This window comes from Acinetobacter sp. Q186-3 (genome assembly GCF_013420655.1).
GTDB lineage: Bacteria > Pseudomonadota > Gammaproteobacteria > Pseudomonadales > Moraxellaceae > Acinetobacter > Acinetobacter indicus.
Window position 1 is genome coordinate 227,991 of record NZ_VOXS01000004.1, and the last position, 11,595, is coordinate 239,585.

12 protein-coding genes and 1 rRNA gene are annotated in these 11,595 nt (G+C 45.0%); 8 read left to right on the forward strand and 5 right to left on the reverse strand.

Translation table 11 applies throughout. The annotated features are described in order from the left end of the window. Positions 1–13: 13 nt before the first annotated feature. Entirely contained in the window at positions 14–1,201 is a 1,188-nt protein-coding gene (locus tag FTT64_RS05725; protein ID WP_005178414.1) for a VWA domain-containing protein, read from the forward strand. 26 nt (positions 1,202–1,227) lie between these two features. After that, positions 1,228–2,436: a tryptophan synthase subunit beta gene (gene trpB / locus FTT64_RS05730; protein WP_180182129.1), complete on the forward strand. Its 1,209-nt coding sequence runs from the start codon at positions 1,228–1,230 to the stop codon at positions 2,434–2,436. A gap of 111 nt (positions 2,437–2,547) precedes the next feature. On the opposite strand, the gene FTT64_RS05735 is transcribed toward trpB, so the two are convergent. From FTT64_RS05735 to FTT64_RS05745, 3 genes are all read right to left on the reverse strand, one after another. After that, entirely contained in the window at positions 2,548–2,979 is a 432-nt protein-coding gene (locus FTT64_RS05735; RefSeq protein ID WP_016658998.1) for a CBS domain-containing protein, read from the reverse strand. 145 nt (positions 2,980–3,124) lie between these two features. Then, on the reverse strand, positions 3,125–3,499 hold the full coding sequence (locus tag FTT64_RS05740) for a DUF2750 domain-containing protein (RefSeq protein WP_005178408.1): 375 nt from the start codon (positions 3,497–3,499) through the stop codon (positions 3,125–3,127). 136 nt (positions 3,500–3,635) lie between these two features. Then, the gene (locus FTT64_RS05745) at positions 3,636–3,869 is read right to left on the reverse strand and encodes a hypothetical protein (protein ID WP_005178404.1); all 234 of its coding nucleotides are present in this window, start codon (positions 3,867–3,869) and stop codon (positions 3,636–3,638) included. A 224-nt stretch (positions 3,870–4,093) separates the two neighbouring features. On the opposite strand from FTT64_RS05745, the gene FTT64_RS05750 reads away from it, so the two are divergent. Further along, the gene (locus FTT64_RS05750) at positions 4,094–4,453 is read left to right on the forward strand and encodes a hypothetical protein (RefSeq protein WP_005178401.1); all 360 of its coding nucleotides are present in this window, start codon (positions 4,094–4,096) and stop codon (positions 4,451–4,453) included. Between the two features lie 102 nt (positions 4,454–4,555). Next, on the forward strand, positions 4,556–4,891 hold the full coding sequence (locus FTT64_RS05755; protein WP_005178398.1) for a hypothetical protein: 336 nt from the start codon (positions 4,556–4,558) through the stop codon (positions 4,889–4,891). On the opposite strand, the gene FTT64_RS05760 is transcribed toward FTT64_RS05755, so the two are convergent. Beyond that, a complete protein-coding gene (locus FTT64_RS05760) occupies positions 4,815–6,398 on the reverse strand; it encodes a pitrilysin family protein (RefSeq protein WP_180182130.1) in 1,584 nt (527 codons plus the stop codon). The two genes, FTT64_RS05755 and FTT64_RS05760, sit on opposite strands and share 77 nt — an antisense overlap. A gap of 11 nt (positions 6,399–6,409) precedes the next feature. Continuing rightward, positions 6,410–7,726: a M16 family metallopeptidase gene (locus FTT64_RS05765; RefSeq protein ID WP_373685925.1), complete on the reverse strand. Its 1,317-nt coding sequence runs from the start codon at positions 7,724–7,726 to the stop codon at positions 6,410–6,412. Between the two features lie 254 nt (positions 7,727–7,980). On the opposite strand from FTT64_RS05765, the gene ftsY reads away from it, so the two are divergent. From ftsY to FTT64_RS05785, 4 genes are all read left to right on the forward strand, one after another. Beyond that, complete coding sequence (gene ftsY, locus FTT64_RS05770; protein WP_016658995.1) at positions 7,981–9,081, forward strand: signal recognition particle-docking protein FtsY; 1,101 nt, start codon at positions 7,981–7,983, stop codon at positions 9,079–9,081. Positions 9,082–9,355: 274 nt separating this feature from the next. Next, the gene (locus FTT64_RS05775; RefSeq protein WP_016658994.1) at positions 9,356–9,949 is read left to right on the forward strand and encodes a nitroreductase family protein; all 594 of its coding nucleotides are present in this window, start codon (positions 9,356–9,358) and stop codon (positions 9,947–9,949) included. A 163-nt stretch (positions 9,950–10,112) separates the two neighbouring features. Further along, positions 10,113–10,772 (forward strand): DUF2057 domain-containing protein, encoded by a 660-nt coding sequence (locus FTT64_RS05780; protein WP_168390612.1) that lies wholly within the window; start codon positions 10,113–10,115, stop codon positions 10,770–10,772. 491 nt (positions 10,773–11,263) lie between these two features. Further along, a 16S ribosomal RNA gene (locus FTT64_RS05785) occupies positions 11,264–11,595 on the forward strand; the annotation flags it as partial.

The following is an 11,595-nucleotide window of genomic DNA, read 5'->3' on the forward strand; positions in this document are numbered from 1 at the left end:
GAGTAATCGCCACATGTTTGTGCGATTGTTTTATACCTTAAGAAAATACGGCGTCCCGGTCACCACTCGTGAACTGATTGACCTGAACCGTGCAGTGGCAGAAGGTCTGGTCTTTGCCAATCAAGATGAGTTTTATCATCTGGCCAAAACCATTATGGTCAAGGATGAACGCTTTTTTGACAAGTTTGACCGGGCCATGAAAGATTACTTTGATGGTATCTCGACCTTTGATCTGGATGAATTGCTCAATCAAGTCCATAAATTACCCAAAGACTGGTTCGATCTGGAGCTACTGGAAAAGCATTTAACCCCAGAGCAGCGCGAAGAACTGAAAAAAGCCGGTTCATTGGAAGAGCTGATGAAAATGCTGGAAGAGCGTTTACGCGAACAGCATAAAAAGCATCAGGGCGGTAACCGCATGATTGGGACCGGTGGAACCTCGCCGTTTGGTGCCTATGGTGATCATCCTGAAGGGGTGCGTATAGGCGGGCCGGGCCGTAAACGTTCAGCGGTTAAAGTCTGGGAACAGCGTCAATACCGTAATCTGGATGATGACCAGCTGCTCGGTTCACGGCAAATGCAAATGGCGCTGCGCCGTCTGCGTAAGTTTGCCCGTCAGGGCGCGGCTGAAGAATTAGATGTCGATGGCACCATTCGTGAAACCGCCAAACAGGGCATTTTGGATGTGCAACTGGTACCCGAACGGCGTAACCGGGTTAAAGTGTTAATGCTGTTTGATGTCGGCGGCTCCATGGATGCGCACATCGCCCAGTGTGAAAAGCTGTTTAGTGCGGCCAAAACCGAATTTAAAACGTTGGAATATTTTTATTTTCATAACTGCCTGTACGATTATGTCTGGAAAGACAATGTACGCCGTTCACACACCCGTATGAATACCTGGGATTTATTCAACACCTACGGACGCGACTATCGTGTCATTGTGGTCGGGGATGCCAGTATGGCACCTTATGAGCTGAATGCCGTTGGGGGTTCAGTGGAATATATGAATGATGAGGCCGGGCAGGTGTGGTTGCGCCGTTTACGCCAGCATTTTGATAAAACCGCCTGGCTGAACCCGGAACAAGAGCAATATTGGCACTACACCCAGACCATCGGTTTAATTCAGCAAATTTTTGAAAATCATATGTATCCCATGACGTTAAAGGGGATTGAAGATTTAACCCGTTATTTGGCGCGTTAAGCTTCATAAAATAGAAGGAATACTGCATGAACTCTCAGATGAATGGCATTGCCTTACCCAATGAAGATGGCTTTTTTGGTGAATATGGCGGGCAGTTTATTCCACCGCATCTGAAAGCGGCGATGGATGATATTAAAGTGGCCTACGAAGAAATTCGTCAGACTCCGGAATTTCAGCAGGAACTGGCTGAGCTATTCGCACATTATGTGGGTCGTCCAAGTCCGCTATTTCATGCCAAGCGTTTATCTGAGCAGTTGGGCGGGGCACAAATCTATTTAAAACGTGAAGATTTAAATCACACCGGCGCGCATAAAATTAACCATTGTTTAGGTGAAGCCTTGCTGGCCAAATATATGGGCAAAACCAAAGTCATTGCCGAAACTGGCGCTGGTCAGCATGGCGTGGCATTGGCAACCGCCTGTGCCCTGGTCGGTATTCCATGCGAAATTCACATGGGTCAGGTCGATATTGAGAAAGAACATCCCAATGTCGTAAAAATGAAAATTCTGGGCGCCAAGCTGATTTCCGTGACCCGCGGCACTGCAACCTTAAAAGATGCGGTAGACAGCGCCTTCGAAGAATACTTAAAAGATCCGAAAAACTATATTTATGCGATTGGTTCGGTGGTGGGACCGCATCCATTCCCGATGATGGTACGTGATTTCCAGGCCATTATTGGTGATGAAATTAAAGTTCAGGCGCAGGAACGTTTTGGTGCACAGCCGGATTATATTGTGGCTTGTGTCGGTGGTGGTTCTAATGCTGTGGGCGCTTTTACCGCGTTTCTGAATGATCCGGAAGTAAAACTGGTTGGTGTTGAGCCAGCCGGTCATGGCCTGAATACCGATATGCACTCTGCAACCCTCACCTTAGGTAAACCGGGTCAGTTACACGGTATGGCCTGTTATGTGCTGGAAGATGAGCAGGGTGAGCCGCTCCCGGTACACTCGATTGCATCTGGGCTGGATTATCCGGGTGTAGGGCCACAGCATAGCTTCCTGAAAGATGCTGGTCGTGTCGAATATACCACTGCTACTGATCAGGAGTGTCTGGACGCCTTTATTCAGCTATCACGGGTTGAAGGGATTGTGCCGGCACTGGAAAGCTCGCATGCGGTCGCATGGGCAATGCGTGAAGCACCAAAAATGTCCAAAGACACCAATATTGTGGTGAACCTGTCTGGTCGCGGTGACAAAGATGCGGACTATGTGGCACACAAGCTGGGCTTGAATTAATCCTGTTTAGTCTCTTTTAAACGAGCAGTTTTAAAAAAGATCGTTTTTTAAAAGGCTAGCCATAAAAAAACTCTCTTGAAGGAGAGTTTTTTTGTTTTTTATATTGTCTGTTTAGCTGGCAATATATTGTTGTAGCTGGTCGATCAGTTTACGTTGATCATCCATTACTGCTTTTACCAAGTCGCCAATCGACACCAGTCCGACCAGTTTGTCATTTTCTACTACCGGTAAATGACGTAAATGACGATCGGTCATCAGGCTCAAACAGTCTTCTACACTGGTGCTTTGGGTCACGGTCAGTACCTTTGCGGTCATAATCTCGTTGACAGTGGTGTCATAAGAGGAGCGTTCCATCAGGGCAATTTTACGGGTGTAGTCACGCTCGGATAAAATCCCGACCACTTGGCCTTCATGGGTCACTACAAGCGCCCCGATGCCTTTATCGGCCATAATTGAAATTGCTTCGAGTACAGTTGCTTCTGGACTAACGGTGTATATTTCCTGGCTATGCTTATCTTTTAATACGTGTGTTACATTGGTCATTCTGTCTGGTCCTTGCCATTTTTGTTCTTGGTATGGGTTCTAACTTAACCTCAATTTTGAAAAATGCCAATAGTTTTATCATTAGAGGCCATAATCAGCAGTCATATTGTTTTCATTGAGGTTTAATGGTGCATGAATCTCTACGTTAAGCGGTCTTTAACTGGGCGTCATTAAAGAAAAAGTGTTTCATTTGCTGTGTGGTCAGCTTGAATTGCTGGCTGGAACAATGACACAGCGCCGGTGTAACTTTTAAACGGGTTAAGGTCGGTAGCAGGGAATTCTGAAAATCCTGCGGGCTAATCTGGCGCGGAGTGTAGTTTGGCCAGTGTTTCTTGGCATATTTATAGGCTTGGACACCGTTTAACCAAAAGGGAAAAATAAAATCATCCTGATCGGAGGTCATGGCCCAACCCTGATGATATAGCCCCCAAAGTACCCCGCAATACATCATTGATTTTAGAATACTGATTTTCATGTGAATATCTTGGGCAGCGGGTTTTAAAGACTTAATCTGGTTCATGTCATATAAACACTAATGTGGTGCCTGTATTGTAGGAAATTCAGATGAATAAAGCGTTTAAGCTTTGCGTTAAATCGTAAACAAATATAAAAAACAAATTTCAGGCATTAAAAAACGCCACCTAGGTGACGTCTGTTTATGCTTGCATGGTGGCCATATTCTGCCAGTACTGTGCTTTGAGTGAATCGCGTTCTACGCGGAAGCCTTGATAGTACAGTTCAGCTAAGAACATAGCGGCTTTGCCATGACCCGCGCGGGCAACCTGTTCAAGTTCAGCCACAGCATCTTGGAAGTTCATCTGTGATTGAATGGTGTTAACCGCATTTGCATATGCAATTTCAAGATCATGGTGAGAGATACTCTGAATCATATAAAACTCCTTTATTTTAATTATGATCGCAATAAAGACTGTATAGCCAGTCTAAATAATAGTTTATCGAGGTTGTGTTAAACTAATATTACACATTCGTGGAAATGTCAACTAAGAGATGGGGCAGATCCGTGATATTTCAAGTTTACATGATTAAACATTGAACACTCTATAATTTTATTATGATATGCATATAAGAAAGGTAACATAAAAAGGAGAGCCACATGACAAATACAATAGACGGTTTTAACTTTGATCTGCCTTTACGTGCGGAGCAGATTATCGAACTGGCCCATCATCACCGTAAAAAACTCGATGAGGCGGTGTTCCATCAGGAAATTCATTTAGGTGAGTATTGTCTGGCGCAGCGTAAACGTGTGCATGACTTTACCAGTACACTCGATCCACAGCAGCGTGAAGAATTCTACCGTATTTATAATGGTGAGCTAATCAGCATTGCCGATGATGATGAACTGCATCCGGCTGATGCCGAAAAAGGGGTCAGTATCTTTGCCATCTTCATTGTGCTGGCCATTGTCGCGGGTATTATCCTGTATACCGTATTCCGCGCGCTGATGACTTAAGCAGCAGTGGCTCAATTTTACTCGCCAGTTCGGGTAAAATTGGGTCATCTATCTTGTGCAAATACCGCTAGCATCCTACACTACGGCTATTCGAGGTAGGCTATGCATGACGCAATACAAAAAATTTCTCAATTATTCATTCAATTAAAATCACGACTCACGTTAGAGCAAATTTATAATGGGGTAGTGGTCAGCATTATTGTCATTATTCTCCTGTTATCTTCCATTGCACTTTATCGCCCGGTCGGGTCCGTACAATTTCAGAATATTGAGTATCTGTCACAGCAGTCGATGTATCCTGAAACTCAGGAGATGGCTGTGCGCTTAATGCAGCAGCCACAGGTGCGTTATGGGCAATATCTTAAATTGATGCAGGCCCATCAGATGGAACTGGGTCAGGCAAAACAACTTCCTCCCCTGGATGTGGAGGCGTATTAATCGCCGGAATATCTTCAACCTGAGGAAGCGATTGACCGCCGGTGGTCTGTAAATTGTGCTGCAACAGTTGTTCTAAAGCCGCCTTATCTAAACTTTCACTGACTACAATCACGGTCAGATGTTCCGGATGCAGATGCCGGCGTACCACAGCTTGCACATCTTCGGCGCTAATTTTACTGAGCTGCACTGAATATTCACTCAGGCTCTGTGCCGATTGTCCATAAAATCCCAAACTGCCGAGCTGGGCATTAATACTGGCATTGCTGCTGTAATGGTTGGGATAGGCTCTTAACAAGCCGTTTTTGGTTTCTTCCAGCTGTTTCGGATCAATCGGTTCACGGACAAAATCGACCAGTGCCTTATGCGCGACACGAATACTGTCCATCAGCTGATCTTGCTGGGTTGAGTAGCTGATGCGAAATACACCCGGTGCCTGACTAAAGCTCATGCTGCTAGATGCGCCATAGGTATAGCCACGTTTTACCCGCAGTTCTTTCATCAGAACAGAATGAAAGCCGCTACCGCCGAGCATACGATTGGCCACTTCTAGAGCCAGCCGGTCTGGATCATGACGCGTGGTGCCAATATGACCGAGCACAATATGCGCCTGACTGGACTGATAGGGCATGTGTACAATCTGAAAGCCATTTGCTGTGATGGGTGTGGGGAGTGGTGCAGCCGCCTGGCCTTGCGCTAAGTTGCCAGCAATGCGTTCTGCCAGATTTAAAGCCGCTTTGGCCTGCATTTTTCCGGTAATGGCAATATTCATATTCTGTGCCACCAGAAACTGCTCACGGAACTGTTGCAGATGTTTGGACTGAATCCGCTGAATACTGCCATTGGTACCGTTAATTGGTTGGGCATAAGGATGTTGCCCATATAAGCTGCGATACAGCTGAATCTCCATCATCCGGCTGGGATTTTCTTTCAGCTGTTTTTGCCCCAGCTGGTTATTGCTGACCACCATGCCAATACTCTGTTTTTCAAAGGTGGCATGTTTGAGCAGTTCCATCATCATGGTTAAAGCCGGTTCCAGCTTTTCCGGATCAGACAACACCCGTAATTTGACAATAAACATATCCCGATAGGCTCGCGCGCTAAACTGCGCTCCGACCTGTTCAAACACGGCAGCCACTTGTTGTGCATTATATTTGGGCGTGCCTTCATCTAAGAGCTGGGCGGCCATATTGGCCACGCCGTATAAGCCGCTTTCAATTTCCCGATCACGTGCGGCACCGGCATTAAAGGTCAGCTGAATATCCAGTATCGGCAAATCCTGTGTTTCCACAAACAGGGTTCTGACCTGATAACGGTTATTCAGGTCATGCACATAAGGCGCGCGATAATCCAATTTCTGCTGATTAATATTTCTGAGACTTTGCAGCAGCGGCAGAGATTGTAAGGTATTTGGATTTTCATCCACTTCGGTGGTGGTATTGACATTGGCCTGCGCAGAACTGATCGCAAATAAGCTGGCCACCAGAACGCAGGAACGGAAATAGGGCATGTCGGTATCCTTTAGGGTGACTTGCTATGGGGACGCAAATACAGCGTGGTCAAATTGTCACGCACAAAATAGACATTGGCGACGCGTTGAATGTCTTGCGGGCGTACGGTTTCAAAATGCTGAGGTAATTCATCCATCAGGCGATAACTCAATCCGTTGACTTCCAGATTGCCCATCATCTTGGCCTGTCCAGCCAGATCATCCTGACTATAAAGCAAATTCGACACAAACTTGGCTGTCACGCGTTTCACTTCCTGTTCATGCACCAGCTCGGTTTTCAGGCGTTCAATTTCAGCCTGAATCGCCTGTTCAGCTTCGGCCAGATCCACGCCATCCACCGGTAAAGCTGAAATGGTAAACAGGCTGTCGCCACGATTATATGGATCATAGCTGACGCTTAAGGCGCTTAAGAGTTTTTGCTCACGAATCAGACGCTGCTGCAGGCGCGAAGAAATGCCGCTGTCTAATAAATGCTGAATAATGGTGAGCGCATAGGCATCTTGCGGATTGGTCGCAGTCGTTAGCGAACGGACATTCCAGGCCATATACAAATTCGGCACCTGAACCGGAAAATTCAGTTCCATGTGCCGATAGCCCAGACGTTCAAATTCGCGGACATCATTGCGGGCTGGCAGGCTGCGCGCTGGAATATCGGCAAAGTATTTTTGTACCTGGAGCAAAGCCGCTTCAGCATTAACATCGCCGACAATAATTAAAATGGCATTATTCGGGCTATACCACTGCTTGTACCACTGACGTAAATCCTCCAGCTGGATATTTTGCAGATCTTTCATATGCCCAATAATTGGCTGGCGATAATGACTGGTCGGGTAGGCAATCCATTTAAACCGTTCAAAAGCCAAAGCACGCGGATTGTCATCGGTACGCTGGCGCCGTTCTTCCATCACCACTTTGATTTCGGTGGCAAAATCCTGCTGGCGCAGCAATAAATTACGCATCCGGTCGGCTTCAAGCTCCAGCGCCATCGGAAAATAGGTTTTTGGATATAGCTGATAATAATTGGTGTAATTGGTAAAGGTCGAGGCATTGACCCGGCCGCCGTAAATCCGGCTGAGTCGGGTAAACTCATCATTCGGCACTTTATGTGTGCCTTTGAACATCATGTGTTCCAGTGCATGGGAAATACCGAGTAAATTTCCCGACTCATCACTGCTACCAACTTTGTACCAGATTTGAGTCATCACCATTGGCGAACGATGATCTTCACGAATAATGACTTTTAAACCGTTTTTTAACGTGGTTTCAACGGTACTGCGTGCCAGCTCGCTTTGAGTATTGGCCGCCAAAGCGCTCGATGAGAAACCGATCAGAAGTAGGGTAAGGGCGAAACGTTGTTGTTTTAAATGATGAACCACAGCAGGCAAAATTTTATTGTTCAGTATCACAAAGATGATCCGCAATGCATCTGTATTTGCTTTCATTCTTCAGAAACGGGGCAGTGAAAGCAAGGGAATCCTGTAACTTTTTGCAGCCTGCGACACATGATTGGCAATGACAAGTCAAAGCGGGCAGTTTATGTTAGAATCCAATTTTTTAACGCACTGCTTTTCAAGGATTCGGCATGCAACAGCAATCTAATGGGCAAAATAAATTTTTGATTGATGCTGATATCGGGGATGACGATGTCACTTTACCAAGTTTACCTGCGGTAAATGTACCTATCGTTGAAACACCTAAAGTAGAACAAGCACCTGTTTCTGCGCCTGTAGCCACAGAAGCAGCTGAAGAGAAATCAAAAGGCGGTTTCTTCAGCCGTATGAAAGAAGGGTTAACCAAAACCCGTAAAAACTTTGCCGATGGGATGGTCAACATCTTAATTGGTGGCAAAGAAATTGATGATGAACTTTTAGAAGAAGTTGAAGAGCAATTGCTGGTGGCCGATATTGGTGTTGATGCCACCAAAACCATTATTGCCAACCTGACTGAACGTACTGCGCGTGGCGATCTGATTTATTCACACTCGCTGTATAAAGCCTTGCAGGAAGAGCTGGTGGCTTTACTGGCGCCGCGTGTTAAACCGTTACATATTGATTCGAATAAAAATCCGTATGTCATTCTGGTGGTGGGCGTGAATGGTGTGGGTAAAACCACCACCATTGGTAAGCTGGCCAAACGTTTACAAGGTGAAGGCAAGAAAGTCATGCTGGCCGCTGGTGATACCTTCCGTGCAGCAGCGACTGAACAGTTACAAATCTGGGGCGAGCGTAATGATGTTGCTGTGGTCGCACAAGGTCATGGTGCAGACAGTGCTTCGGTTATTTTTGATGCCTTTGAAAGTGCGCGTGCCAAAGGTATGGATGTCTTGATTGCTGATACTGCAGGACGTTTGCATAACAAAGGTCATTTGATGCAGGAACTGACCAAAGTTAAACGCGTGATGCAAAAAATTGATGCCACTGCACCGCATGAAGTGATGCTGGTGGTAGATGCCGGTACCGGTCAGAATGCGATTAACCAGGTTGAAATGTTTGATGAAGCGGTCGGCTTGACCGGTCTAACTATTACCAAACTGGATGGTACCGCCAAAGGTGGTGTACTGTTTAATATTGCCAGCCGTACCCATGTGCCTATCCGCTTTATTGGGGTGGGTGAAAAAATTGATGACCTGCGTCCATTCTCAGCCAAGTCCTTTGTTGCCGCGCTGTTTGAAACAGACAAATAAGCAGCTCAAAAACTCCGCGATTTGCGGAGTTTTTTTATATATCCTTTAAACTGTAAAAAAACCAATAACTGATATAAACCTAGAGCAGGGATTGTGCTCAGACAGCTTTGATGCGCTTTAAAATTTAACTTGTTTTCATAAAATCTACGATAAGCGCGGTTATTGTTCCATAAATGCAACACATTGTTATAAAACTGGGACTATTTTCCAGCCCAGGCAGCCGTTAAGATAAATCCATCTGTTATAAACACAAGACCATACCAAGGAAAAAGATATGTCATTTAAAGATCATTTACTTAAACGCCGTACCATTTACTCAATTGGTAAAAATGTGGCGCTAGATGAAGCAAAAATTGAAGAAATTATTAAAGAAGCCGTTCGTTTAAGCCCATCTTCGTTTAACTCTCAAACTTCACGTGTGGTGATTCTGTTTGGTGAATCACATGCCAAATTCTGGGAAATTGTACGTGAAACCTTGCGTAAAATGGTGCCGGCTGAAAACTTTGCATCAACTGACAGCAAAATCAGCAGCTTTGCCGCAGGTTTTGGTACTGCGTTATTCTATGAAGACCAAGATGTCGTGAAAGCACTGCAAGAACAATTTGCACTATATGCAGATAACTTCCCGGTATGGTCAGAGCATTCAACAGGGATTGCCCAGTTTGCAACCTGGATTGCGCTGGCAGAAAACAATATTGGTGCATCGCTACAGCATTACAACCCGATTATTGATGAAGAAGTTGCGGCGACTTTTGATGTACCAGCCAACTGGAAATTAAGAGCACAACTGGTGTTCGGTTCAATTGAAGCACCAGCAGGTGATAAAGAATTTATGAATGATGCAGATCGTTTTAAAACTTTTCACTAAGTTGCATAGCTAAACCAAAGAAAGGGCGCATTCAGCGCTCTTTTTTTATGGCAAAACGCCACTAAAAAGAGAGAAATTGGGCTTTAATAGTTTTTGTCATAAAACTGTCATTTCAGCGCTGCATAGTGCAACTAAAATTAAACAATCGACTAGAGTGAACAGCATGGCTTTACGTTTATCCTTCGCAGCACTGGCTTTAAGTTTAAGTAGTACAGCTTTTTCCGCAGTGACCATTACGGCACCGGAAGAAATTAAGGTTGAAGGTTTAAATGGTCAGGAAGTGAAAAGCCGTCTGTTTAGCAGTAATCATAACTATAGCGTGCAGCCTGGCGAGAATGTGCTGAGCGTACGTTATGTACAGTTTTTTGAAGAGCATCCGGGCATTGGTTCACACGATATTGTACGTTCGGGCATCGTGCATATTAAAACTCCGGTTTTACAAGATAAAGCCACATACCGTTTAGGGCTGGTGAATCCACCAAAAACGCATGATGATGCTAAAGAATTTGCCAAGCAGCCGGTATTCGGTTTATTTGATGCGAAAAATCAGCTGCTGGTGCAGCAGGCTGGAGCCAAAGATTTAAACCGTGGCATTTTACAAAACTTATTTAGTACTTCTTCAACAGAATCTGCGCAGGCTGCACCTGTATCGGTGACACAACCAGCAGCGGTCTATAGTCCACAAGCAATCACTGCAACCAAACCCGTTGCAACTGTTAGCAATGTTGCAGGTGCAGATCAGCAGCTGATTCAGCTGTGGCAACAAGCATCAAAAACAGAACGACAAAAATTTATGTCGTGGCTGGCAGAACAGGCCAATTAAAAACCGCAATAAAATGAAAAGATTATAAAACCAGCTTCGGCTGGTTTTTTATTTATAGTTTTAAAGTCTAAGTGGACTACTTTATTTTTATAATTACTTAGCTAAACTTAGTAATACAGATAAAATATGCAGCAATCTGGTTTAAAAATAACCAGACAGGTACTTTTTTCTTAAAACTTTATAAAATGTGCTTGCAAAGCTTTTAAATTTCTCTAGAATGCACCCCATACCGACGAGATAAACGAAAACGAACGAAGCACGAAGTGCTGAGTTGTTAAGTTTATTAAGTCCAGCTTCTGGCACTGACGAGGTGTTGGAAAGATCATTAAGAGATTATGAAGAACAACTTGTGTGGATTTTTACTGGTTGATTAATCGAATATATTTTCATTAATTGATTGGTTTAAATTACTCGAAGTTTATTTGAGCGAATTTAAGTCAGAAATTGATGAGCCAGATTTGGTCACTTCGAATAAAGTGACAAAATGATTTTAACTGAAGAGTTTGATCATGGCTCAGATTGAACGCTGGCGGCAGGCTTAACACATGCAAGTCGAGCGGGGAAAGGTAGCTTGCTACTGGACCTAGCGGCGGACGGGTGAGTAATGCTTAGGAATCTGCCTATTAGTGGGGGACAACATTCCGAAAGGGATGCTAATACCGCATACGCCCTACGGGGGAAAGCAGGGGATCTTCGGACCTTGCGCTAATAGATGAGCCTAAGTCGGATTAGCTAGTTGGTGGGGTAAAGGCCTACCAAGGCGACGATCTGTAGCGGGTCTGAGAGGATGATCCGCCACACTGGGACTGAGACACGGCCCAGA

What these genes read in the sequence shown, in the direction of transcription:
- FTT64_RS05725 (WP_005178414.1), top strand. Translation starts at nt 14, where the DNA reads ATGTTTGTGCGATTGTTTTATACCTTAAGAAAATACGGCGTCCCGGTC.
- trpB (WP_180182129.1), top strand. Translation starts at nt 1,228, where the DNA reads ATGAACTCTCAGATGAATGGCATTGCCTTACCCAATGAAGATGGCTTT.
- FTT64_RS05735 (WP_016658998.1), bottom strand. Translation starts at nt 2,979, where the DNA reads ATGACCAATGTAACACACGTATTAAAAGATAAGCATAGCCAGGAAATA.
- FTT64_RS05740 (WP_005178408.1), bottom strand. Translation starts at nt 3,499, where the DNA reads ATGAACCAGATTAAGTCTTTAAAACCCGCTGCCCAAGATATTCACATG.
- FTT64_RS05745 (WP_005178404.1), bottom strand. Translation starts at nt 3,869, where the DNA reads ATGATTCAGAGTATCTCTCACCATGATCTTGAAATTGCATATGCAAAT.
- FTT64_RS05750 (WP_005178401.1), top strand. Translation starts at nt 4,094, where the DNA reads ATGACAAATACAATAGACGGTTTTAACTTTGATCTGCCTTTACGTGCG.
- FTT64_RS05755 (WP_005178398.1), top strand. Translation starts at nt 4,556, where the DNA reads ATGCATGACGCAATACAAAAAATTTCTCAATTATTCATTCAATTAAAA.
- FTT64_RS05760 (WP_180182130.1), bottom strand. Translation starts at nt 6,398, where the DNA reads ATGCCCTATTTCCGTTCCTGCGTTCTGGTGGCCAGCTTATTTGCGATC.
- ftsY (WP_016658995.1), top strand. Translation starts at nt 7,981, where the DNA reads ATGCAACAGCAATCTAATGGGCAAAATAAATTTTTGATTGATGCTGAT.
- FTT64_RS05775 (WP_016658994.1), top strand. Translation starts at nt 9,356, where the DNA reads ATGTCATTTAAAGATCATTTACTTAAACGCCGTACCATTTACTCAATT.
- FTT64_RS05780 (WP_168390612.1), top strand. Translation starts at nt 10,113, where the DNA reads ATGGCTTTACGTTTATCCTTCGCAGCACTGGCTTTAAGTTTAAGTAGT.